This is a genomic window from Streptomyces odontomachi, assembly GCF_024435355.1.
GTDB classification, from domain to species: Bacteria; Actinomycetota; Actinomycetes; order Streptomycetales; family Streptomycetaceae; genus Streptomyces; species Streptomyces odontomachi.
Genome location: NZ_JAMJWG010000014.1, coordinates 54927 through 77190, shown reverse-complemented (window position 1 = coordinate 77190; position 22264 = coordinate 54927). Strand labels below are relative to the sequence as shown.

Annotated in this window: 20 protein-coding genes; 10 read left to right on the top strand and 10 right to left on the bottom strand. The window is 72.0% G+C overall.

The features are described from left to right. Positions 1–227 precede the first annotated feature (227 nt). Both NQO67_RS26405 and NQO67_RS26400 read right to left on the bottom strand, forming a co-directional pair. Complete coding sequence (locus NQO67_RS26405) at positions 228–1037, bottom strand: N-formylglutamate amidohydrolase (protein WP_255952772.1); 810 nt, start codon at positions 1035–1037, stop codon at positions 228–230. A gap of 219 nt (positions 1038–1256) precedes the next feature. Further along, a complete protein-coding gene (locus tag NQO67_RS26400; RefSeq protein ID WP_255952771.1) occupies positions 1257–1958 on the bottom strand; it encodes a FadR/GntR family transcriptional regulator in 702 nt (233 codons plus the stop codon). A 169-nt stretch (positions 1959–2127) separates the two neighbouring features. Between NQO67_RS26400 and NQO67_RS26395 the strand changes: the two genes are divergently transcribed. Then, positions 2128–2652, top strand: coding sequence for a gluconokinase (locus NQO67_RS26395; protein WP_255952770.1), 525 nt, complete (start codon positions 2128–2130; stop codon positions 2650–2652). A 406-nt stretch (positions 2653–3058) separates the two neighbouring features. Beyond that, on the top strand, positions 3059–4456 hold the full coding sequence (locus NQO67_RS26390) for a GntP family permease (RefSeq protein WP_255952768.1): 1398 nt from the start codon (positions 3059–3061) through the stop codon (positions 4454–4456). Positions 4457–4568: 112 nt separating this feature from the next. Here NQO67_RS26390 and NQO67_RS26385 read toward each other — a convergent pair whose 3' ends face one another. From NQO67_RS26385 to NQO67_RS26365, 5 genes are all read right to left on the bottom strand, one after another. Next, complete coding sequence (locus tag NQO67_RS26385) at positions 4569–5264, bottom strand: cytochrome b/b6 domain-containing protein (protein ID WP_255952767.1); 696 nt, start codon at positions 5262–5264, stop codon at positions 4569–4571. Continuing rightward, the gene (locus NQO67_RS26380; protein WP_255952766.1) at positions 5248–5982 is read right to left on the bottom strand and encodes a molybdopterin-dependent oxidoreductase; all 735 of its coding nucleotides are present in this window, start codon (positions 5980–5982) and stop codon (positions 5248–5250) included. The genes NQO67_RS26385 and NQO67_RS26380 overlap by 17 nt, the downstream gene beginning before the upstream one ends. Positions 5983–6045: 63 nt before the next feature. Beyond that, entirely contained in the window at positions 6046–7644 is a 1599-nt protein-coding gene (locus NQO67_RS26375; RefSeq protein ID WP_255952765.1) for an APC family permease, read from the bottom strand. 122 nt (positions 7645–7766) lie between these two features. Further along, a complete protein-coding gene (locus NQO67_RS26370; protein ID WP_255952764.1) occupies positions 7767–8717 on the bottom strand; it encodes a tetratricopeptide repeat protein in 951 nt (316 codons plus the stop codon). A gap of 209 nt (positions 8718–8926) precedes the next feature. Further along, on the bottom strand, positions 8927–10582 hold the full coding sequence (locus NQO67_RS26365; protein WP_255952763.1) for an FAD-binding dehydrogenase: 1656 nt from the start codon (positions 10580–10582) through the stop codon (positions 8927–8929). A 223-nt stretch (positions 10583–10805) separates the two neighbouring features. Between NQO67_RS26365 and NQO67_RS26360 the strand changes: the two genes are divergently transcribed. From NQO67_RS26360 to NQO67_RS44345, 7 genes are all read left to right on the top strand, one after another. Beyond that, complete coding sequence (locus tag NQO67_RS26360; protein WP_255952762.1) at positions 10806–11699, top strand: DMT family transporter; 894 nt, start codon at positions 10806–10808, stop codon at positions 11697–11699. Between the two features lie 544 nt (positions 11700–12243). Next, positions 12244–12807: an NUDIX hydrolase gene (locus NQO67_RS26355; protein ID WP_255952761.1), complete on the top strand. Its 564-nt coding sequence runs from the start codon at positions 12244–12246 to the stop codon at positions 12805–12807. Positions 12808–12817: 10 nt separating this feature from the next. After that, positions 12818–13210, top strand: a complete 393-nt coding sequence (locus NQO67_RS26350) for a YidH family protein (RefSeq protein ID WP_255952760.1) — start codon at positions 12818–12820, stop codon at positions 13208–13210. Next, positions 13207–13629 (top strand): DUF202 domain-containing protein, encoded by a 423-nt coding sequence (locus NQO67_RS44350; protein ID WP_308295699.1) that lies wholly within the window; start codon positions 13207–13209, stop codon positions 13627–13629. The genes NQO67_RS26350 and NQO67_RS44350 overlap by 4 nt, the downstream gene beginning before the upstream one ends. A gap of 237 nt (positions 13630–13866) precedes the next feature. Beyond that, positions 13867–15042, top strand: coding sequence for a phosphotransferase family protein (locus tag NQO67_RS26340; protein WP_255952759.1), 1176 nt, complete (start codon positions 13867–13869; stop codon positions 15040–15042). A 6-nt stretch (positions 15043–15048) separates the two neighbouring features. Next, complete coding sequence (locus tag NQO67_RS26335; RefSeq protein WP_255952758.1) at positions 15049–16263, top strand: acyl-CoA dehydrogenase family protein; 1215 nt, start codon at positions 15049–15051, stop codon at positions 16261–16263. Between the two features lie 208 nt (positions 16264–16471). After that, positions 16472–17437 (top strand): peptidoglycan-binding domain-containing protein, encoded by a 966-nt coding sequence (locus tag NQO67_RS44345; RefSeq protein ID WP_255952757.1) that lies wholly within the window; start codon positions 16472–16474, stop codon positions 17435–17437. 59 nt (positions 17438–17496) lie between these two features. On the opposite strand, the gene NQO67_RS26325 is transcribed toward NQO67_RS44345, so the two are convergent. The 3 genes from NQO67_RS26325 to NQO67_RS26315 form a co-directional block, all read right to left on the bottom strand. Continuing rightward, positions 17497–18108 carry a TetR/AcrR family transcriptional regulator gene (locus NQO67_RS26325; protein WP_255952756.1) on the bottom strand — a complete coding sequence of 204 codons (612 nt, stop codon included), beginning with the start codon at positions 18106–18108 and terminating at the stop codon, positions 17497–17499. A gap of 87 nt (positions 18109–18195) precedes the next feature. Continuing rightward, entirely contained in the window at positions 18196–19929 is a 1734-nt protein-coding gene (locus tag NQO67_RS26320; RefSeq protein ID WP_255952755.1) for an AMP-binding protein, read from the bottom strand. After that, a complete protein-coding gene (locus NQO67_RS26315) occupies positions 19926–20705 on the bottom strand; it encodes an SDR family oxidoreductase (RefSeq protein ID WP_255952754.1) in 780 nt (259 codons plus the stop codon). The genes NQO67_RS26320 and NQO67_RS26315 overlap by 4 nt, the downstream gene beginning before the upstream one ends. Before the next feature lie 245 nt (positions 20706–20950). Between NQO67_RS26315 and NQO67_RS26310 the strand changes: the two genes are divergently transcribed. Further along, positions 20951–22243 (top strand): exo-beta-N-acetylmuramidase NamZ family protein, encoded by a 1293-nt coding sequence (locus tag NQO67_RS26310; protein WP_255952753.1) that lies wholly within the window; start codon positions 20951–20953, stop codon positions 22241–22243. Positions 22244–22264 lie beyond the last annotated feature (21 nt).

Sequence of the window (22264 nt, the reverse complement as noted above, 5' to 3'; positions counted from 1 at the left end):
CTTTCCGCCTGACCGCCCGCAAGGGTCGACGCCCGGCTAACCGCGGCGCCGACGTACCGACCCGCCGGCATGCCGCAGTATCGGCGCGCCGGCGCGCCCGAGGCATGCCGGCACATCCGCCCGGCCGCCGAACGCGGCCGGGCCGTCCGCGCCGGTCGGAGCGTGCGGGTGGGGTACCGCGATCCCCCGCCCCGTGCTCCGACCGCTCCAACCGGTCGCGGTGCTGCTCACGCCACGGCGGTCATCGACGCAGCGTCCACCAGTTCCGCCAGCGCGGTGCCGAGGGCGGCGAGGCCGAGGCCCGCCGGACCACCCGGCTCCGACATGTACAGATCGCGGCGTATCTCGATCATCAGGCTGCTGACCTGCGGGTTCGTGCGATAGTGCGGTAGCGGGACATAGGTGCCGGCGAACGGGCTGTTCAGGTCCGTGCCGCCGAAGTCGGCGAAGACGGTACGAGCGAGGTCCAGCAGGCCGGCCGGGGTGTGGAAGTCATCGGTGCCCAGGCAGACCGGAGGGCGCGGGACGGTGCCGTGCAGTTCGTAGGGCAGTGCGTGGGTGGGATAGGAGTGGACGTCGATGAGGACGGCACGGCCCGTGGCGGCGATCCGGTCGTCGACCGCGTCGGCCACGGCCTGCGCATAGGGGTCGAAGTACCGCTCGAGCAGGGGTTGGGGGTCGGTATCGGCGGGGCGCAGCGGGGCACGGTGGGTGGTGTGGGTGTAGACGGCGCCCATGCCGACGGCGCGCATCTCCTCGCGCTTGTCGGGGAATCGTTCGGGGTCGACGACCAGTCGTGAGAGCGCGTTGACGAACCGCCACGGCCGGCGCCGGGCCACCCGCGTGGCCTCGGCGGCCAGTTCGGCGGTATGGGCGTCGGTGATGTGGTCGAGTTCCCGTTCCAGTGCCGCGTCGTCCAGGAGTATCCCGTCGCGCACCGCTGCGGGGATGGTCCTGCTGGAGTGGGGAACGTGCAGGAGTACCGGAGAGTCGTCGGACCCGGGGAGCAAATGGTAGGAGGGGGGCTCTGAGGTCATGGGTTACGCGAGTCCTCTGTTCTGTTCGAAGGGGTCTTTCCGGCAGCACCGGCCAACGCTCTGCCGGGGGACGCGCTCGCCTCGCACCCCATGCTGACCGCCTGTCACACATCCTCCCTCGCCTCCCCCGCCTCAACCAACCTGCCTTCAGAAACTGGATGTGACCCGTGATCTGGGGCCGCTCTCCGGTCAGCTGCGGGACGGGAGGTGGGTGGTCGGTCAGGGGACCAGGATGTCCAACTCCTGGAGCGCGCCGACGGTGATCTCCCGGGTCAGCTCCTCGGCGCGCTGCGCGTCGCCCTCCCGTATCGCCTCGGCGACCTGCACATGGAGGGTGACGGCCGCCGGGTCCGGATCCTCGAACATGACCCGGTGGTGGGTGCGGCCCGCCAGTACCTCGGCCACCACGTCGCCGAGGCGGGCGAACATCTCGTTGCCGCAGGCGTTCAACACCGTGTGGTGGAAGGCGATGTCGTGCACCAGGTAGGCCTCCAGCTGCTGGCCGCGTGACGTGGCGACCATGCCGAGGGCGCACTCGGTCAGCTCGGCGCACTGCGCGGCGGTGGCATGGCGTGCCGCGAGGCCCGCAGCGACCGGTTCGACCGCCGAGCGCAGCACGGTCAGCGAGCGCAGCTGGCGTGGGCGGTCGGCGCCGGCCAGCCGCCAGCGGATGACCTGCGGATCGTAGACGTTCCACTCGGCGGTGGGGCAGACGGTGACCCCGACCCTGCGGCGGGCGTGCACCAGGTGCATGGACTCCAGGACCCGCACGGCCTCCCGCATCACCGAGCGCGACACCTCGAAGCGCTGGGCCAGCTCGTCGGTGCGCAGCACGCTGCCCGGTGGGTACTCCCCGGCCGTTATCGCGGGCCCGAGGGTGTCCAGTACGCGTGCATGCAGCCCTCGGGACGTGGTGGTCATGCGCTCAGCCTACGAGGCGTCCCTCACAACTTAAAGGTCAGACTTTTACATCACACTCTCTTGAATTCATCAGACCTTATGAGTTTCAGTAACCTCGCACCGACGTGCGGATCGGACGCCGGTGGCCATGGCAGCTCTGGAGATCCTCCAGGACAGACAGCGAGGCAGTATGCAGACTCTGGTCGTGGTGGTCATGGGCGTGGCCGGGACCGGCAAGACGACGATCGGCCCGATGCTCGCCGAGCGGCTCGGCGTCCCCTACGCCGAGGGCGACGACTTCCACCCGAAGGCCAACATCGCCAAGATGACGGCCGGAACCCCGCTCACCGACGACGACCGGTGGCCGTGGCTCGACGCGATCGGCGCCTGGGCGCACGACCGGGCCGGGCGGGGCGGCGTGGTCAGCAGCTCGGCGCTCAAGCGCAGTTACCGCGACCGGCTGCGGGCTGCCGCGCCCGACCTCGTCTTCGTCCACCTCTCCGGCGACCGGGCACTGATCCAGGACCGGATGGCGCACCGCGCGGGCCACTTCATGCCGACGGCGCTGCTCGATTCGCAGTTCGCCACGCTTCAGCCGTTGCAGACGGACGAGGCGGGTGTTGCGGTCGATGTCTCCGGCAGCCCGGAGGAGATCACCGACCGGGCCCTCCTCGCGCTCAACGAGCTGGCCGGCCGCACGCAGGACGCGCAGTAGACATCGCACCCCGCGCATGCGTCGTGCACGTCACACCCACCAGGTCCGGCCAGACCATCCGAACTGGCCGAACCGACCGAAAAGACTGAACTGACTGAAATGTGACATCACGCACATCGCGCAGACCTCAAGGAACGTCGCTGGCACCGTGCGCAGCATCTCTTGCTCGCACGGTGCGTAGCGAAGGTATGGACATGGCCACGGTCGGTCCGTACATCATGGGCCCGCTCGTCTGAACCATCGGAACACGGGCCCCGTGCAGCACAGGGAGCGCACGCACCCCATGCGTGCACTTCCTCGTCCCCGCTCGTCCGGTGACCTTCCTCGTCACGGCCCAGCCGGGTCGGAGGAACACACCGGGCAACCCCCACCACCCCCACCACCCACCACAACGTAGGGAACCACCGTGACCAGTCTCAGCGTCGAGCTGCTGGCAGCGGACGCCCCCGAGCCGATCTCCTCGGCGGGCCACGCCCAGCTGGGGATCGCCGTCCTCGTGGGCATCGCCGTCATCGTCCTGCTCATCACCAAGTTCAAGCTGCACGCCTTCCTCTCGCTCACCCTCGGGTCCCTCGCGCTCGGGGCGGTCGCCGGCGCACCGCTCGACAAGGTGATCACCAGCTTCAGCACCGGCCTGGGCACCACCGTCGCGGGCGTCGGTGTGCTGATCGCGCTCGGTTCGGCGCTCGGCGTGCTGCTCACCGAGTCCGGCGGCGCGGACGAGATAGTCGACACCATCCTCGCCAAGTCGCGTGGCCGGGCCATGCCCTGGGTGATGGTGTTGATCGCCGCGGTGATCGGACTGCCGCTGTTCTTCGAGATCGGCCTCGTGCTGCTGATCCCGGTCGTGCTGCTGATCGCCAAGCGCGGCAACCTGTCCCTGATGCGCATCGGCATCCCGGCGCTCGCCGGTCTGTCCGCGATGCACGGCCTGGTGCCGCCGCACCCCGGCCCGCTGGTCGCGATCGACGCCGTCAAGGCCAACCTCGGCATCACGCTGGCGCTCGGCATCCTGGTCGCGATACCCACCGTGATCATTGCCGGCCCGTTGTTCTCCAAGTACGCGGCGCGCTGGGTGGACGTGCCGGTTCCGGAGCGCATGATCCCGCAGCGCGCGTCGGAGAACCTGGCCCAGCGGCCCCGGTTCGCCGCGACCATCTCCACGATCCTGCTGCCCGTCGTGCTGATGCTGGCCAAGGCGCTGGTCGACATCGTGGTGGACGACGTGACGGACCCCGTGCAGCGCACCTTCGACGTGATCGGCAACCCGCTGATCGCGCTGCTCGCGGCCGTGCTGGTCGGGATGTTCACGCTGGGCAAGGCCGCCGGGTTCACCAAGGAGCGGCTGTCGTCGACGGTGGACAAGTCGTTCATGCCGATCGCCGGTGTGATCCTGATCGTCGGCGCGGGCGGCGGCTTCAAGCAGACGCTGGTCGACGCCGGCGTGGGTGACATGATCCTGGACATCTCCAAGGCCTGGTCGATCCCCGCACTGCTGCTCGGCTGGCTGATCGCGGTGGTGATCCGCCTGGCGACCGGTTCCGCCACCGTCGCCACGGTCTCCGCGTCGGGCATCGTGGCACCGCTCGCGGTCAACATGTCGAGCTCCCACGCAGCCCTGCTGGTCCTGGCGGTCGGCGCCGGCTCGCTCTTCTTCAGCCATGTCAACGACGCCGGGTTCTGGCTGGTCAAGGAGTACTTCGGGCTGAACGTCGGGCAGACGCTCAAGACCTGGTCGATCATGGAGACATTGATCTCCGTGGTCGCGGGCGCCCTGGTCATGCTCCTGTCGTTGATCATCTAGCGCGGGTACACCACCGATACGCGCATCGAATCTCCCGGGCGCGGGTCCGTCCTCCCCCCACGGACCCGCGCCCGGGGCATGCCCGGGCCACGGTCTCCCCCGCAGACACCCCCTAGGGCCGCCACAGGGAGTGCTCGCGGGCCGCCCAGTCGCGGTCGACCCAGCCGGTGCGCAACCCCCGGCGGGCCTCGTCGTCGGCGAGGGCCATGCCGATGTGGCCGGCCAGCACGATGCCGACGGTCAACGCCAGCCAGTCGTGGACGAAGGTCGCGCCGGTGCGCCACTGAAGCGGCACGAGATGCGTGAACCACATCACCAGACCGGTACCGAGCATCACCAGCGTGGCGCCGGCGAGCCACGCCGCGTAGACCTTCTGCCCGGCGTTGAACTTCCCGGCCGGCCGCGACTCGGGGCGCGGGTCGCGGCGCAGCGCGGCCCGTAGCCAGACGCGGTCGTGCGCACCGAAGCGGTTGAGCCGCCGCAGGTCCCCCCGGAACGCGACGGAGGCCAGCCCGGCGAGCAGCGGCACCGGCAGGAGCAGGCCCGACCACTCGTGCACGGTGACCACGAGCCTGCGACGGCCGACGAGTTCCGCCAGCATGGGCACGTAGAGGCAGCCGGCGGTCAGGACGCACAGGCCCATCAGCACGGCCGTCGCGCGGTGCACCCAGCGCTCGGCCCGGGTGAAGCGACGCAGCCGACCGGATTCCGCGGCGGCCTCCGGCACCGGCCTGTCGCGTGCTTCCGATGCGTCGGCCGGCAGCCGTTCGGATGCGCCCGTCGGCGGCGGGTCAGACGGTGGGCGCATCGTCACGTCCGTTCGAGCGGCCGACCCAGCCGTCCACGTCATAGCCGTAGCGCTCCCAGTAGCCGGGCTCGACCCGGTCGGTGACCGTGATGCCGGAGAGCCACTTCGCCGACTTGTAGAAGTACATGGGGGCCACGTACAGCCGGACCGGGCCACCGTGCGCGTGGCTGACCGGCTTGTCCTGCATGCGCAGCGCGACCAGGACGTCGGAGCGGCGGGCCTGCGCCAGGGTGAGGCTCTCGCTGTACTCACCGTCGAAGCAGGTGAACCGCACCGCCTTGGCGGTGGGCCGCACCCCCGCGGCGTCCAGCAGCGCGGAGAGCCGTACGCCCTCGAACGCAGTGCTCGGCACCCGCCAGCCGGTGACGCACTGCACATCGTGGACCAGTCTGGTCTGCGGCAGCGCGCGCAACCGGGCCAGGCTGTAGACGTCGGGACGGTCGACGAGGCCGCCCACGGTCAGCCGGTAGTCGTCCGGGCCCTTCGCCGGCACCGAGCCGGTGACCGAGTAGTACCGGAATCCGCCGGCGCCCGGCAGCAGCCCGGTCAGGCCCGTGGGGTCCTTCTGCGATGCGGCGCCGAGGGCCGAGTCCAGGCCGTCCTGGAGTGGCCGGGCGGCGGCCACGCCCAGGGCGCCCAGGGCGAGCGTGCCGAGCAGGATGCGGCGCCCGACGGGCGCTCCCCGGCCCTCGTGCTCTATGGGATGTTCTGAGGTCACACCACGATTCGAGCACTGGTGTCGACCGGTGGCCAGCGTTCGGGGAACACCGTCGGAATTCCGTCATACTTCGCGGCGTCGCGGCGTCGTCCGCGGTGGCCGCTGTGCGCTGCCCGGCGTCGCCCGTTCCGGCTGGAAGGCCTGGTTGCCCAGGCCGATCCGGGCATGCAGCTCGGGACGCACCGTCCGGAGCACCACGCCCTGGAGCAGGCCGACCGCGGCGGCCAGGGCGATGACGCCCGGCAGCACCCAGGCGGGCGGGGAGCCGGGGCGCGCGGCGAGGAGGACGCCGAAGTCCTTGACCGTGTAGGTGGCGATGACGCTCAGCGCGATGCCCGCCACCGCGGACGCCACGAGCCGCCAGCGCTGCGCACGGGCGGCGCCGCGGCGTGCGAAGAAGACGATGACGGCGAGGCAGGAGACGGCCATCAGCAGCATGATGCCGAGTGCGCCGACGTTGCCGAGCCAGGTGAACAGGTGCAGCACGGGCCCGGTCGGATCACCGACGGGCCGGTGGTCGGTCGCCGCGAAGACGAGGACGACCACGAGCGAGAGCAGGCTCTGCAACAGCGAGCCCAGCGCGGGGGCGCCGCTGGCGTTGTGGGTGCGGCCGAGGAAGGCCGGCAGCAGCCGTTCGCGGCCCATGGTGAAGGCGTACCGGGCGACGACGTTGTGGAAGCTGAGCGCGGAGGCGAAGATCCCGGTCACGAACAGCACGTGCAGGGCGTCCGTGAACGTGCCGCCGAGCCGCCCCTCGGCGAGCAGGAAGAGCAGCCCGGCGCTCTCCTGACGGGCCATGGGCACGATCTGGGACGGCCCTGCCGCCACCGTCAGCGCCCAGCTGCTGACGGCGAAGAACACGGCGACGCAGCCCACCGCGAGGAACATCACCCGGGCCACGACGACGTGCGGGCGGCTGGTCTCCTCCGCGTAGACGGGCGCCTGCTCGAATCCGACGAAGCCGGCCAGGCAGAAGCACAGCGCGGTGCCGACCCCGGCGCCGTTCAACGTGTGCGGGTCGAAGGCCTGGAGCGACAGCCCCTCCGCACCGGGCCCGGTGAACGCGGCGGCGTCGAACACGACGATCAGCAGCGTTTCGACGATCAGCAGCAGACCGAGCAGCCGCGCATTGAAGTCGATCTTCCACCAGCCCAGCACTCCCACCACCACCAGACCGGCCAGCGCCGGAACCCACCAGGCCACGCTCGTGTGCAGGTACACCGCGGACAGCCGGGAGCACTCGTAGCCGAAGATGCCGTACAGGCCGATCTGCATCGCGCTGTACGTGACCAGGGCGACCAGGGCCGCACCGGTGCCCGCGGTGCCGCCGAGGCCGCGCGCGATGTAGGAGTAGAAGGCGCCCGCGTTGTACACGTGACGGCTCAGCTCGGCATAGCCGAGGCTGAACAGGCCGAGCACCGCCCCGAGGATGACGAACAGCAGCGGCAGGCCGACCACGCCCATCACGCCGAAGGTGGTCGGCATGACGCCGGCGACGACCATCAGCGGCGCGGTCGCGGCGAGCACGGACAGCAGCAGGCTGGCCGTACCCAGCCGCCCGGCGTGCAGCGCCCGCCCCCAGCCGAACGCACGGGACCGGCCACCGCCGGCGACGTGCTGCTGGCGTGCGTCCCTGCTGCTGCTCGTGGGGCCCGTCGGCATGAGCGGGGGATTCCTTTCGCGAGTGCCTCCGTGCCGGCAGGCGGCGGGCGGGGGACGTGGTGCCGTGCTGCGCGGGGTCGCTTCGAGGGCCGCACGGGCGGCTCCCCGGGCCCGAGGCCCGCTCAGGTGGTGCCGAGTGCGGCCCGGCGGGCGGCGTGGAAGGCCTCGTAGGGGTCCCGGTCGGGGTACGACCAGGGGGCGCCGGTGGCGTGGGGTCCGATGCGCTGGAAGAGGGCGGCGGCCTCGGCCGGTCTGCCCTCGCAGAACTTGGCGTGCGCCAGGAAGTTGAGGTCGACGCGGTTGCGCGGGTGGTCCTCGCGCTCCCACTCCAGCCACCAGTCGAAGGCGGCCTTCATCACCAGACGGGCCCGCCGGCCGAGCCAGTGGCCGGAAGCGGCCGGGTCGGACGGCTCGCTGCCCGCGGTCGCCAGCACGCGGTAGCGCTCGGCGTGCGCGACCACCGGAAGGATGGCCAGCGGTGAGTCGGCCGGGGCCTGCTCGGCGGCCCAGGACGCGAAGTCGTACACCTCGTGCAGCGGGTCCTGGCCCGTCTCGGGGTGGCGCTCCGCGAGCCGGGCCACCATCAGGTGGTGGGCGTGGTGGTGCTCCGGGTAGCGGTGGCGCACCTCGTCGAAGAGCCGCACGACGTCCTCCTCCCGGCCGATGGCGCGCTCCAGGACCAGGAGGGCCAGCCAGGGGCTGGGGTCCGAGGGCGCAAGGCCGGCAGCCTCGTGGCAGGCGTCACGGGCCGCCTCGGGTCGGGCCTTGTCGGCCAGGGCGCGGTGCACGGTGGCGAAGGCGAGCAGCACGGCGGCGTCCACCGAGTCGGGCTCGGCGAGCCGCCAGTCGCCGGCCCATGCGGCGGTGCCGGGCTCCTGGGCCAGCACATGGAGCCGGTGACCGCGGCGGTCCCAGTCGTCACCGGTCGCCGCGAGCAGTGAGCGGACCGCGGACCAGCGTCCTCCTGCCAGCGCGCTGCGCGCGGCGGTGAGCTCGGTGTCGTCGAGCGCGGCGTCGAAGGCGTGAGCGGAGCGCTTGCGCGAGCGACCGAGGGGAGGCGGGGGTGGGCACACCGCGGAACTTCCTCACGACGCGGCTAGCGAGCAGATGATCACGCACAGCAAACCCTCAGGGACCGTTTCCGTCAAGGTCCCCAACAGTGCCTACACGTGTCAACGAGGTCGCTGCGCGCAAGAATTGACCCGGTCGAGATGTTCCGGGGAAAGGGTCACTCTGGATCGACGGCGACGCACGCGGACACCGCGAGACGTGCGGTGATGCGTCACCCCACCGCCTTGGCCGCCGCCCGGCCAGCGGTGCGGCCCGAGAAGAGACAGCCGCCCAGGAAGGTGCCCTCGAGGGAGCGGTAGCCGTGCACACCGCCGCCGCCGAACCCCGCGGCCTCCCCGGCCGCGTACACCCCCGGCAGGGGTGTGCCGTCGTCGGTGAGCACCCGAGACGACAGGTCCGTCTCCAGGCCGCCGAGGCTCTTGCGGGTGAGGATGTGCAGCCGCACGGCGACCAGCGGGCCCGCCTTGGGATCGAGGATGCGGTGCGGGGCGACGGCGCGGATGAGGCGGTCGCCCAGGAAGGCACGGGCGCCGCGCAGCGCGGTGATCTGGAGGTCCTTGGTGTAGGGGTTGGCGATCTCGCGGTCGCGCGCGGTGACGGTGCGGCGCAGGTCGTCCTCGTCGATCAGGGGCTTGTCGGTGAGCGCGTTCATGCCGCGGGCGAGGGCGGCGAGGTCGTCCTCGACGACGAAGTCGGCGCCGTGGTCCATGAACGCCTTGACCGGCCCGGGGACGTCGGCGCGCGCCCGGTCGATGACACCCCGCACGGACCTGCCGGTCAGGTCGGGGTTCTGCTCGGATCCGCTGAGCGTGAACTCCTTCCCGATGATCCTCTTGTTGAGCACGAACCACGTGTGGTCGTGGCCGGTGCGCATGATGTGGTCGAGCGTGCCGAGGGTGTCGAAGCCGGGGAAGAGCGGCACCGGAAGGCGGTTGCCGCACGCGTCCAGCCACAGCGACGACGGTCCCGGCAGGATGCGGATGCCGTGCTGCGGCCAGATCGGGTTCCAGTTCTGGATCCCCTCGGTGTAGTGCCACATCCGGTCCCCGTTGATCAGGCGCGCCCCGGCCCGCTCGGTGACGCCGAGCATCAGCCCGTCCACGTGCTTCGGCACGCCGGAGATCAGGTGTGCGGGAGGGGTGCCGAGCCGCTCGGGCCAGTTGGCACGGACCAGCTCGTGGTTGCCGCCGATGCCGCCGGAGGTGACGATCACCGCCTGGGCGCGCAGCTCGAAGCCGCCGGTGACCGTGCGGCTGCTCTCCTGGCCGCGCTCGATGATCGAGGCCTGAAGGACCTCGCCGGTGACCGTGTCCACCGCGCCCCCGCTACCGGACAGGCCGGTGACGCGGTGCCGGAACCGCAACTGGACCAGGCCGCGCGCGACACCCTCCTTGACCCGGCGTATGAACGGTTCGAGCAGGCCGGGGCCGGTGCCCCAGGTGATGTGGAAGCGCGGCACCGAGTTGCCGTGTCCCGTGGCGTCGTAACCGCCCCGCTCGGCCCAGCCCACCAGCGGGAAGAAGCGCACCCCCTGCTGGTACAGCCAGGCGCGCTTCTCGCCCGCGGCGAAGTCGACGTACGCCTCCGCCCACTGCCGCGGCCAGTGATCCTCGTCACGGTCGAAGGCGGCGGTACCCATCCAGTCCTGGAGCGCGAGGTCATGGCTGTCCTTGATCCGCATCCTGCGCTGCTCGGGCGAGTCGACGAAGAACAGACCGCCGAAGGACCAGTGCGCCTGGCCGCCCAGGGACTGCTCCGGCTCCTGGTCGAGCAGGATCACCGACCGGCCCGCGTCGACGAGTTCTGCGGTCGCCGCGAGGCCGGCCAGGCCCGCACCGATCACGATGGCGTCTGCGTCGTAGGCCATGGCTACGTCCCTCTCGTGCTGCTTCCGAGGGGTCGCACTGGGCCCCGATCGGCCGGTTACCGGTGAGTCAGTCGAGGTCCGATCCTTGATGACACAGGACACCCACGTCAATGTGCCGGTCCTGTCACACAGGAGCGCGGTCCGATCCCCGCCACGCTATGGTCGGCTCAGGTACACATCCCCCGCCCGGGTCTTCGGACCCTGTCGTCGTGAGGTGCGTCGCGTGCCCGCTCTCGTCCTCTTCCTGGCTGTCTGCGCCGCCTGCTGCACGGGGATCGGATTCGTCCTCCAGCAGAACGCGGCCCAGCGCGCACCGCTGCGCGACTTCCTCTCCTGGCGGCTGCTGCTCGACCTGATGCACATGCCCCGCTGGCTGGGCGGCATCGGCCTGATGGTCTGCGGCATGGCACTGGGTGCGATGGCCCTGGGCGGCGGCGAGATCTCGCTGGTCGAGCCGCTGCTCGCGACCAATCTGCTGTTCGCCCTGGCCCTGTCCAGACACCAGACGAAGCAGGCGGTGGGTCACCAGGGCTGGGCGGGACTCCTGCTGCTCGCCGGCGGCGTCGCGGCCTTCATCATGGCCGGCCAGCCGCGCGGCGGCACGGCGGTGACCGACCCCCTGCGGCACTGGTTGATCATCGGCCTGATGGTGGGCGGCGCGCTGGTGCTCGCAGCCGTGGCGAAGCGCCGACCGCTGGCGGTGGGCCCGGTGCTGCTCGCGATCGCCGGTGGCCTGCTGTACGGCGTGCAGGACGCACTGACGCGGGTGTGCGGCGAACGGCTGGAGGAAGGGGGCTGGTCCGCGGTCTTCGGCAGCTGGCAGCCCTACGCCATGATCGCCCTCGGGATCGTCTCGCTGATCCTCGTACAGAGCGCCTTCGAGACGGCACCGCTACGGATGTCGCTGCCCGCGCTCACGGCCGCCCAGCCGCTGGCGGGCATCGCGTGCGGGGTGGGCTTCCTCGGCGATGTGCTGCGCACCGACACCGGAGCGCTGGCGTGGGAGGCGTCCGGTCTTGCCGCGATCGTCGGCGGGATCGTCCTACTCGGCTTGCACCCGGCGATGCCTCGGGGCTGCGCCCCTGTGGAACAGGTTCCTGACCTACAGTCGCGCTGACGGGGTGGCTGGGCGCTCGGTCTGGCGCGGGGGTGCGAATCGTCGCGGGGGGGCGCTGCCCGGCGCGGGGGCGCTGCCCGGCGCGGGGGCGCTGCCCGGCGGATCGCCTGCGGCGCTCCGGACGCGGCAGAGACAGCCCCTTTGGGTCCGTGACGACATGACGGGCTCGTCGTGGCTGGTCGCGCGGTTCCCCGCGCCCCTGGGGTGGCGGGGGCACCTTCGGCGATCCGGCCTCGGCGCGCGGGAGGGCGCGTCCGAAGGACGCCCTGAAAGGGGCGCGGGGAACTGCGCGACAAGCCACGACGAGCCCGTCGTACGCCACCGCCCTCAGGGGGCTCCAAGGGGGCTCCTCATGGGGCCGCCCTCCTCGACGTTCCCCCACCCCACCGCGGCCCCCGCCAGCCGGTCGCCATGGGCCCGGGCTCCTGATGGGATGGGGCGTATGAGTGCCGTGAATCCCGCAGAGTCTGCGCATCCCCATGCCTCACACCCCGGTGGCCCGGTCTCCGAGGGCTCCGTCGGCCCCGTTGGTCCCGACGGTCCCGTGGACCCCGCCGATGAGCTGCTCGACATCGTCGACGAGCAGGATCGGGTGATCGGCCAGGCCCGGCGTGGCGAGGCCTACGCCCGTCGGCTGCCGCACCGGTGTGTGTTCGTCCAGGCCCGGGACGCCGAAGGCCGCATCTTCGTGCACCGCAGGACGCCGACCAAGCTGGTCTTTCCCTCGATGTACGACCTGTTCGTCGGGGGTGTCGTGGGCGCCGGCGAGTCCTACGACGACGCGGCGCTGCGCGAGGCCGAGGAGGAGCTGGGCGTCACCGGTCTGCCCCGGCCGGTCCCGCTGTTCAAGTTCCTGTACGGGCAGGCCCCGGCCGGCGGCGACGCGACGAGCGGTGACGGTGCCCCGTCGGGCGGCGGCGTCTGGTGGTCGTCCGTCTACGAGGTGCAGTGCACGATGCCGGTGCATCCGCAGGCCGAGGAGGTGGCCTGGCACGCCTTCTGGCCGCCGGAGGAGGTGGAGCGGCGGCTCGACGGCCTGCCCTGGGTGCCGGACGGCCTCGCCGCGTACCGACGACTCCGGAAGCTGCGGTCGGACGGGCGGATATAGGCTGAAACGGATGATCGATATTCGACAATCCGTCCGTCTCTGGTTCGCCCCCGAGCGCGTCGCCGCCCAGGGCGAGACCCCCGACTACCGGTTCTCACTCGCGAACGAGCGCACCTTCCTGGCCTGGCTGCGCACCGCGCTCGCGCTGATCGGCGGCGGGTTCGCGGTGGACCAGTTCCTGCCGCACCTGCGCTCCGTCTGGCGGATCGGCCTTGCACTCGCCTTACTGGCCGCGGGTGTGCTCTGCGCCCTGCGTGCCGTCAACCACTGGGTGCGGTGCGAGAGCGCGATACGGCGCGGCGAGGACCTGCCGGCGTCCCACTTCCCCGCGTTGCTGAGCGTGGTCATCGCGGTGGTGGCGCTCGCCATGATGGTGATCGTCCTCGCGGGTTGGGCGGGATGACGCCGGCCGTACGGGCGGCCCGGGGCCGGCCGGGCCCGGGCAGTGGCGAGCGGCACGACGGCGGCGGCGGGGGCGACGACGGCCAGGGCCACGACGGGCAGGGCGGCAGCGGGGGCGGCGGTGAGCGGGGCCTGCAACCGGAGCGGACCCGGCTCGCCTGGCGCCGCACCACGCTGACCGCCACGGGCGTCACGGTGCTCGGCGTCAAGGCGGCGCTGCGCGCCGATTCGACGCTGGGCGCCCTCCTGACCTGCGCTCTGTGCCTGCTCTTGTGGCTCGCCTTCGTCGCCGCCACCCATCTACGGGTGCGTGCCCTGGCCACGTCCGTGCCACGCCAGCTCGCTCCGCGGGTCGCGGCGACGGCCGTGCTGTGCACGGTGGCCCTCGCGCTGTGTGCGGCAGCCGTGATCATCGCGTGAGGGCACGCGCGGAACCGTGCTGCCCGAGTGTGGTGTGCACGGAACGGCGGTGAACGGTACTGAACGGCGGTGAACGGCACTGGACGACATACCGACCGGTCGGCATGATGGCTACGGCGCGGCGAGGAACGCCGAAGCGTGGACAGGTGCCGCGGGCAGGGACAGGGTGCCGAGACAGGACCGGGTACCGCGCGATCGCGGGCCCGGCAGCCACACGGCGAGTACGAGGAGCGAAGCATGGGAGAACCGCACCCACCGGGTCTCGATCTCGACCGGCTCGGCCGGTACCTGGAGCGCACGCGCCCCGGCCTGCTGGCGGGGCCGCTGAGCGGGCGGCGGATCGAGGGCGGGCGGTCGAACCTCACCTACGAGGTCACCGACGGCCACGGCCGCTGGATCGTGCGACGCCCCCCGCTCGGCCATGTGCTGGCCACCGCGCACGACATGGCACGCGAGCACCGGGTGATCACCGCCCTGCACGACACCCCGGTACCGGTGCCGGGCACGGTGCTGCTCTGCGAGGACGACGAGGTGATCGGGGCCCCGTTCTACGTCATGGAGTTCGTCACCGGTACCCCGTACCGCACGGCGGAGCAGCTTCGGCCGCTGGGTCCTGAGCGGACCAGAGCCGTCGTGCTGGGCCTGGTCGACACCCTCGTCGACCTGCACGCGGTGGACCCGCAGGCGGTCGACCTCGGCGACTTCGGGCGCCCGGAAGGATTCCTCGACCGTCAGCTACGCCGCTGGGGCAAGCAACTCGACGCCTCCCACAGCCGCGCCCTGCCCGGCATGGCGGAACTCCAGGCAGGCCTGGCCCGTGCCCTACCGACCTCTCCCCCGCCCGCCATCGTCCACGGCGACTATCGCCTGGACAACGTCCTCGTCGACGTGGCGGCGAGTGAGCCAAAGGGGCGCGCTGGTGTCGAGAGCTCGAACGCGCGCGGGCCCGAAGGTCTGAGCACGATCGAACTCTCGACACCACCACGCGCCGGTAGGCGCATATCGAGTACAGCTGCGCCCCGGAGGCGAACCGAGCCACAAAAAAACACCGCCGTGCTCGACTGGGAGATGTCCACGCTCGGCGATCCGCTCACCGACCTCGGTCTGCTGACGATGTACAGCGAGCCCCTCGACCTGCCGGACTCCCCCATCAGCACCACCAGTACGGCGCCCGGCCACCCGAAGCCCGCGGAGATCGTCGAGCGGTACGCGGCACGCTCGGGCCGCGATGTCTCGGGGGTCTCCTGGTACACGGCGTTCGCGTGGTTCAAGCTCGCCGTGATCCTGGAGGGCATCCACTACCGGTACACGCTCGGCCAGACCGTCGGCGACGGCTTCTCCCGCATCGGCGAGCTCGTGCCGGTGTTCATCGAGCACGGCCTGGCCACCCTCAGCGCACCCAAGGAAGGCTGATCCCTCATGGACTTCGCGTTCGATGCCCGCACCGCTGAGCTGCGGCAGCGGCTGCTGGCCTTCCTGGACGAGCATGTGTACCCGGCCGAGCCGGTGGCGCGGGAGCAGCGTGCCCAGCAGGACTCGCCGTGGGCGACCCCTCCGGTCGTGGAGGAGCTGAAGGCCGAGGCCCGTCGGCAGGGCCTGTGGAACCTCTTCCTGCCCGACGCGGAGTACGGCGCCGGGCTCACCAACCTCCAGTACGCTCCGCTCGCCGAACTCACCGGCCGCTCCCCCCAGCTCGCCCCCACCGCCCTCAACTGCGCGGCGCCGGACACCGGCAACATGGAGGTGCTGGCGCAGTTCGGTGACGACGGGCAGAAGAAGCGGTGGCTGGAGCCGCTGCTCGCCGGGGAGATCCGTTCGGCCTTCGCGATGACCGAACCGGAGGTGGCCTCTTCGGATGCCACCAACATCACCACCCGGATCGAACGGGACGGCGACTCTTACGCCGTCACCGGTCGCAAGTGGTACATCTCCGGCGCGATGCACCCGGACTGCCGGATCTTCATCGTGATGGGCAAGACCGAGCCGGACCACCCGGACATCCGCCGCCGGCAGTCCATGATCCTGGTGCCCCGGGACACGCCCGGCGTGGAAGTGCGGCGCGCGATGCAGGTGTACGGGTACGAGGACCATTACCACGGTGGGCATGCCGAGGTCGTCTTCGACCGGGCCCGGGTGCCCGCCGGCCATCTGATCGGCGAAGAGGGCAGCGGCTTCGCCATCGCGCAGGCCCGGCTCGGCCCGGGGCGCATCCACCACTGCATGCGGCTGATCGGCATGGCCGAGCGCGCCATCGAGCTGATGTGCCGGCGGGCCGTGGCGCGCACCGCGTTCGGCCGGCCACTCGCCGACCAGGGCGTGGTCCGGGAGTGGATCGCGGACGCCCGGGTGGCCGTGGAGCAGCTGCGGCTGTTGGTCCTGAAGACCGCCTGGCTGATGGACACCGTCGGCAACAAGGGCGCCCACACCGAGATCCAGGCCATCAAGATCGCCACGCCGCGCACCGTGGTGGACATCCTCGACAAGGCGGTGCAGCTGCACGGCGCCGGCGGGGTGAGCCAGGACTTCCCGCTGGCCGAGCTGTGGGCCGGGGCGCGCACGTTGCGCCTTGCGGACGGGCCCGACGAGGTGCACCAGCGGTCCTTGGCGCGGCGCGAGTTGAAGAGGTACCAGTGAGCGGCGGGCCGGCCGGCGAGGTACCGGTGGGGTGCGGGTCGTCCGGCGAGCGGCGGGCGATGACGGTGGTCCGCATGGCGTAGAGTGCCCGGGCTGCTTCCTGCGCACCGGGGCGGCCACCGTGCCTCCTGAACGGCCGACGCACGCCTGTGCATGCGGTTCACCCGGTATGCATAATCAGCTGGCCACTGAAGGAGGCGACTCGGCTGTGACCGTGCGGCGCTGCCCCACCTGCAAGACCGCTCACCAGGACGACGGGCGGCCGGGCTGCGGCTGCACGGCGAAGGAGCGGGCCACCGCACCGGACTTCTCGCCCCTGCTCATCCGTCCGCACATCAAGGTGCGGGAGTTCGCCGACCAGGAGGAGCCGGGCGCCGGGACCGCCGCGCTCGGGGAGCACGCGCCCGGATCCGACGACCAGGACACGTCGTCCGTGACCGGCATGCCCGAAGCCGCGCCCGCCGAGGGGCAGTCGAAGGGCCCGGCGGGCTCCGGCGACCACGATGGGAGCGAGCCCACCATCGCGGTGGGGCAACCGGGCACCGCGGGCCGAGCCGGCCGCACCCCGGCGGGCGAGGGGCGTCGCAGGCGGCGGGCAGGCACCGTGGCGGGCGTCTCGGTGGCCGTGCTGGCGGTGTCCGCAGCGCTGGTCGGCACCTGGCTGATCGCGGAGAACAGCTTCAGCGACGCGGGCCCCGACCGGCACGCGGCCGCCCCGACGTTGATCATGCCGACCGATGACGGCGCACACCCGTCCGTCTTCCCCTCGCAGAGCGAGTCCGCCGCCCACGGCACCTCGGCGCCGCCCAGCGCGGGCAGTTCCGCTTCGGCCACCGGCCACCCGACCGCCACCTCGTCCCACGGCGCATCGGCGGACGGCTCCGCAGGTCCGACGTCGTCCGCGTCCTCCGGCGGCGACGCGGATTCCTCGGACGACGACGCACCACCGGTGCTGAAGAAGGGCAGCACCGGGCCCGAGGTGGCCGACCTGCAACGCCGCCTCAAGCAGGTCGGCGGCCTGTACGACGACGACGCGGACGGCGTCTACGACGACGGGGTGCGCGACGCCGTCGCCACCTTCCAGCAGTGGCGCTCCATCCAGGGCGACCCGTCCGGGGTCTACGGCTCCCACACCCGCGAGGAGCTGGAGCGGGAGACCGGCGGACCGTCGTGAGCATGCCGCGGTCGTGACCGTGCCGCGTCGGGACGCGTTCCGATCGGCTCGCCGGCCCGTCAGGGGCGCAACGCGCGCAGCAGCAGGTCCGCCAGGTGATCGGCGACCTGCTGCGGGCTGAGCGGCCCCGCGGGCCGGTACCAGGTGGACAGGTGGTGCACGGACCCGAAGTGGTAGTCCACCACCAGGTCCGCCGGGGTGGCCGTGGAGAACACCCCTGACTGCTGCCCCTCCTCGATGAGCGCGCGGAACCGCTCGTGGTAGCGCCGCCGCTCCGCCCGTACCTGCTTGTTCTTCCCGGGGCTGAGGTGCTGCATGGAGCGGAAGAAGATCGCCGCGTCGTCGAGGTTCTCGATGGTGGTCACGACCACGTCCGCCGCGGCGTCCCGCAGCCGCTGCTCGACGGGGGCGTCGGCGTGCGCGAACGCGTCGAGGCGCTCCTGCTGGAGGCGGAGCACCCGGGCGTAGATCTCCTGGAGCAGGTCCTCCTTGGATCCGAAGTAGTGGTACAGCGCGCCTTTGGTCACCCCGGCCGCCTCGACGATCTCCTGTACGGAGGTGCGGTCGTAGCCGCGGTCGGCGAACAGCCGGGTGGCAGCCGCCAGCAGACGCCGCGGGACGGGCGCGCCGGCCGGATCGCCTTCTGCGGTTCTGTCCGTCGTCCTGGGCACTTGTCGCCACCTGCCTTCCCGTCTCGTCGTGTCGGCCCGGCCGCGCGGCGCCCGGGGTGTGCCGGGCGGCGTTCGGTCGGCTGCGCTTCAGCGCAGGTCCCGCCGGAGGATCTTCCCACTCGCGGTCTTCGGCAGCTCGGGCAGGATCTCCACCTGCCGCGGGTACTTGTACGCGGCCAGCCGCTCACGGCAGTGCGCGACCAGCTCGCCGGCGTCCACGGTGGCCGACGGGCGCAGGCTCACGTACGCCTTGACGGTCTCGCCGCGATAGCCGTCCGGGACGCCCACGACGGCCGCCTCGCGCACCGCCGGATGGCCGTAGAGGACGTCCTCCACCTCGCGCGGCCAGACCTTGAACCCGGACGCGTTGATCATGTCCTTCTTGCGGTCCACCACGTAGAGCCAGCCGTCGGCGTCCATGAAGCCGATGTCACCGGTGTGCAGTTCGCCGTCGAGGAACGTCTCGGCGGTGGCCTCGGGGCGGCGCCAGTACCCGGGCACCACCTGGGGGCCGCGTACCAGGATCTCGCCGTGCTCGCCGAACGGCACCTCGTGCCCGGTGTCGTCGACGATGCGTATCATCCCGTCGGCCCCCGGCACGCCCACCGCGAGGGTGCCGGAGGCCGGGTCGACCGGGGCGCGGCTGTCCGGCGGCACCGAGGCGCAGGCCGCGGTGCACTCGGTGAGGCCGTAGCCGTTGTGGAGGTAGGGCCCGAAGCGGGCACGGAAGTCCTCCACCAGGGCGGGCGGCAGCGGGGCGCCGCCAGAGGAGATCACGCGGAACGAGGCGAAGTGGTCGCGGGTGGCGGCGGGATGGGCGGCGAGCGCCATGAACGCGGTCGCCGGCCCCACGGTGTACGCGGGCCGGTGCTCGGCGAAGGCGTCCAGCACCACACCGGGTTCGAAGCGGTAGGTGAGCGCCAGCGTGCCGGCGGCCGTGACGCAGGCGGCGAGCTGGGCGACCATGCCGGTGATGTGGAACAGCGGCGCGAGCGCGTGGTACACGGAGCCCGGCGGGAGGTCGTGCCCGGTGCGCTGCCGTTCGGCGTTGTACATGATGTTGCGGTGCAGGTTCGTGGCGCCCTTCGGGGTGCCGCTGGTGCCCGAGGTGTAGCTGATCAGGGCGGTGTCCCGGCCCGCGGGGAGCCGGCCGCCCGGCGCCGGAAGGCCTCGGCGGGCGACGGCGACGAGGTCGTCGGCGTCCTCGGCAGGCCGGGTGCGCTCGAACGCCAGCACCCGGGCGTCGTCGCGGCTCTGGAGGTCCTTCTCGCAGGCGGTGAGCACGACACGGACGCCGCTGCCGGCGGCCGTCTCGCGCAGATACCCCTCCCAGGCGCGGTCGGCGCAGACCAGGGCGGCCACCTCGGCGTCCTGGAGCACATGGCGCACCTCGGCCGACTTGTACATGGGGTTGATCGGGACGACGACCGCGCCGGCCTTCCACGCGCCCAGCAGGGCTACCACGAAGTGCGGGGTGTTCTGGAGCATGAGGGCGAGCCGGTCACCGGCGGCGATCCCACGGTCCGCGAGGTACCCGGCGACCGAGTCGCTGAGGGCGTCGGTCGCGCGGTAGCTCAGCCGCCCGTCGAAGTAGGCGAGCGCGGTGCGCTCCGGTGCCGCGCGTACCGCGGCGGCGAAGGCCTGCACGAGCGACTCGGGCGGGGTGATGGGGGCCTTCTGGGCGTCGCTGAGCCGGGCGAGCCAGGGACGGTCGGCGTACGAGGACGCCGGCGGGGACGGGGGCGGCGGCGGAGCGGCCGTGGCGTCGGGCTCCTGGGCCGGCGGGGAGCCGGACGCGGCGGACGACGGGCTTGCTGTCATGCGGGGAACGCCTCCCACTTCTGCTGGAGCTTGTTCATGCCGGCGATCCACCGCCCGGGTTCGGCCGCCCGGGCCTGGTAGTACGCGGCGACCTCGGGGTGCGGCAGGATCAGGAACCGGTCCTCGGCGATGCCGGCGAGCAGCGCGTCGGCCACGTCCTCGGGATCGATCGCGGTCGGGGCCAGCACGAGATCACCGGCGGATCCGGCGGAGGTGAGCATGTCGGTGCGCACCCCCTGCGGGCAGATCGCGTGGACCTTGATGCCGCGGTGCCGGTAGGTCAGCGAGAGCCACTCCGCGAAGGCGTACGCGCCGTGCTTGGTGACGCTGTAGGGGGCGGCGCCGACCATGGTGAGCAGGCCGGCCGCGGACACCGTGGAGACGAACCGGCCGCTGCCGCGGTCCAGCCAGTCGGGCAGCAGGGCGCGGGCCGCACGCACATGCGCCATCACGTTGACGTCCCAGGCGCTGGCCCACACCTCTTCGTCGGCGGCCTCGGTGCCGGGGCTGCCGAGGCCCGCGTTGGCGCAGTAGACGTCCACCGTGCCGCCGAGGGCGTCCCGGGCCTCGGTGACGGTGGTCGACGCGTCGCCGGGGACCGCGGTGCCGCCGATCTCGGCGGCCACCGCCTCCGCCTTGGCGGTGTCCAGGTCGTTGACGACGACGCGGGCCCCCCGTGCGGCGAAGGCGCGCGCCAGCGCGGCACCGATGCCGCCGCCCGCGCCCGTGACCACCACGCGGCTGCCGCTCAGGCCGCCTTCCGGGCTGTCCACCATCGCTCTCCTTCGGCTCGACTGCGTTTCGGCTCGACTGCGTTCTCTACAGATGCGATCTCTACAGACTCGATCTCTACAGACTAAGCGGTTGGTCAGAGTGCGGGAAGGGGACTTTCCCGGAGTGCGAGGTGACGGCGTTCCCTCGCTGCACCATCCTTCCCCGGGCCGGAAACCGCGCGCTAGCGTGCGTCCCCGGTGGTCGTGCGATCACGACCACCGGACGGTCCCGGTCGAAAGGTCACCCCATGAACCTGCACAGACGCAGCCTGCTCGCGGCCACCGTGGCCGGTGTGACGGCGGGAGCGGTCGCCGCCACGCCCGCCGCTGCGGCATCCGACACCGCACGCGGTCACCAGTTGCGCACCGGATTCGAGCGGCTTGCCGCGGACGGTTACGCGCTGCTGGACGGGGAGAAGGTCGGCATCGTCACCAACCCCACGGGGGTGACCACGCGTGGGGGTACCTCCCGGTCGAGCGGAGTCGAGACTGGGGGAATCCGGCACATCGTCGACGTGATGCACGCGGACGAGCGGGTGAACCTGGTCGCGGTCTTCGGCCCCGAGCACGGCTTCCGCGGCACCGCACAGGCGGGCGGCTCGGAGGGCCGCTACGACGACCCGGCCACCGGACTGCCGGTGTACGACACCTACCAGGTCAGCGGGCAGAAGCTGGCCGACGTCTTCACCACCTCGGGCGTGGACACGGTCGTCTTCGACATCCAGGACGCCGGCGCCCGCTTCTACACGTACATCTGGACCCTGTACGACTGCATGGAGGCGGCGGCGCTCGCGGGCAAGCGGTTCGTCGTGCTGGACCGGCCGAACCCGATCACCGGGCGCGAGGCGTACGGGCCCATCCTGCACGAGGAGTACTCCTCGTTCGTGGGCCGCAAGCCGATCTCGCAGCAGCACGGCCTGACGGTGGCGGAGCTGGCCAGGCTGTACAACGGCGAGTTCCTGGCCAAGCCCGTGCCGCTGGAGACGGTGCTGATGACGGGCTGGCGGCGCACCGACTTCTACGAGGACTCCGGTCTGCCGTGGGTGCTGCCCAGTCCGAACATGCCGACCACCGACTCGGCCCTGGTCTACCCGGGCACCTGCATGTTCGAGGGCACCGTGCTGTCCGAGGGCCGCGGCACGACCCGTCCGTTCGAGTTGCTGGGCGCCGAGGGCATCGACGGCCGCTGGGCCGAGGCGGCGAACGGGGTCGGCCTGCCCGGGGTGGAGTTCCGCGAGGCCTACTTCGCGCCGACGTTCAGCAAGTGGCAGGGCAAGACGGCCGGCGGGGTGCAGATCCACGTGCGGGACCGGGCCGCCTACGACGCGGTGCGCACCGGGATCGCCCTGCTGGTCACGGCGAAGCAGGTGTGGGACGGCTTCGCCTGGCTGGACAACGACCACATCGAGAAGCTGACCGGCTCCACGCTGGTGCGCACGATGGTCGACGCGGGCGCCGGAACCGACGACATCGTGGCGGCCTGGCAGGACGAGCTGGCCGCCTTCCGGGCGGTGCGCCGGCAGTACCTGCTGTACCGCTGAGCACGGGTGACCGGTGGCGGG

What these genes read in the sequence shown, in the direction of transcription:
- NQO67_RS26405 (WP_255952772.1), bottom strand. Translation starts at nt 1,037, where the DNA reads ATGACCTCAGAGCCCCCCTCCTACCATTTGCTCCCCGGGTCCGACGAC.
- NQO67_RS26400 (WP_255952771.1), bottom strand. Translation starts at nt 1,958, where the DNA reads ATGACCACCACGTCCCGAGGGCTGCATGCACGCGTACTGGACACCCTC.
- NQO67_RS26395 (WP_255952770.1), top strand. Translation starts at nt 2,128, where the DNA reads ATGCAGACTCTGGTCGTGGTGGTCATGGGCGTGGCCGGGACCGGCAAG.
- NQO67_RS26385 (WP_255952767.1), bottom strand. Translation starts at nt 5,264, where the DNA reads ATGCGCCCACCGTCTGACCCGCCGCCGACGGGCGCATCCGAACGGCTG.
- NQO67_RS26375 (WP_255952765.1), bottom strand. Translation starts at nt 7,644, where the DNA reads ATGCCGACGGGCCCCACGAGCAGCAGCAGGGACGCACGCCAGCAGCAC.
- NQO67_RS26365 (WP_255952763.1), bottom strand. Translation starts at nt 10,582, where the DNA reads ATGGCCTACGACGCAGACGCCATCGTGATCGGTGCGGGCCTGGCCGGC.
- NQO67_RS26350 (WP_255952760.1), top strand. Translation starts at nt 12,818, where the DNA reads ATGATCGATATTCGACAATCCGTCCGTCTCTGGTTCGCCCCCGAGCGC.
- NQO67_RS44350 (WP_308295699.1), top strand. Translation starts at nt 13,207, where the DNA reads ATGACGCCGGCCGTACGGGCGGCCCGGGGCCGGCCGGGCCCGGGCAGT.
- NQO67_RS26340 (WP_255952759.1), top strand. Translation starts at nt 13,867, where the DNA reads ATGGGAGAACCGCACCCACCGGGTCTCGATCTCGACCGGCTCGGCCGG.
- NQO67_RS26335 (WP_255952758.1), top strand. Translation starts at nt 15,049, where the DNA reads ATGGACTTCGCGTTCGATGCCCGCACCGCTGAGCTGCGGCAGCGGCTG.
- NQO67_RS26320 (WP_255952755.1), bottom strand. Translation starts at nt 19,929, where the DNA reads ATGACAGCAAGCCCGTCGTCCGCCGCGTCCGGCTCCCCGCCGGCCCAG.
- NQO67_RS26315 (WP_255952754.1), bottom strand. Translation starts at nt 20,705, where the DNA reads ATGGTGGACAGCCCGGAAGGCGGCCTGAGCGGCAGCCGCGTGGTGGTC.
- NQO67_RS26310 (WP_255952753.1), top strand. Translation starts at nt 20,951, where the DNA reads ATGAACCTGCACAGACGCAGCCTGCTCGCGGCCACCGTGGCCGGTGTG.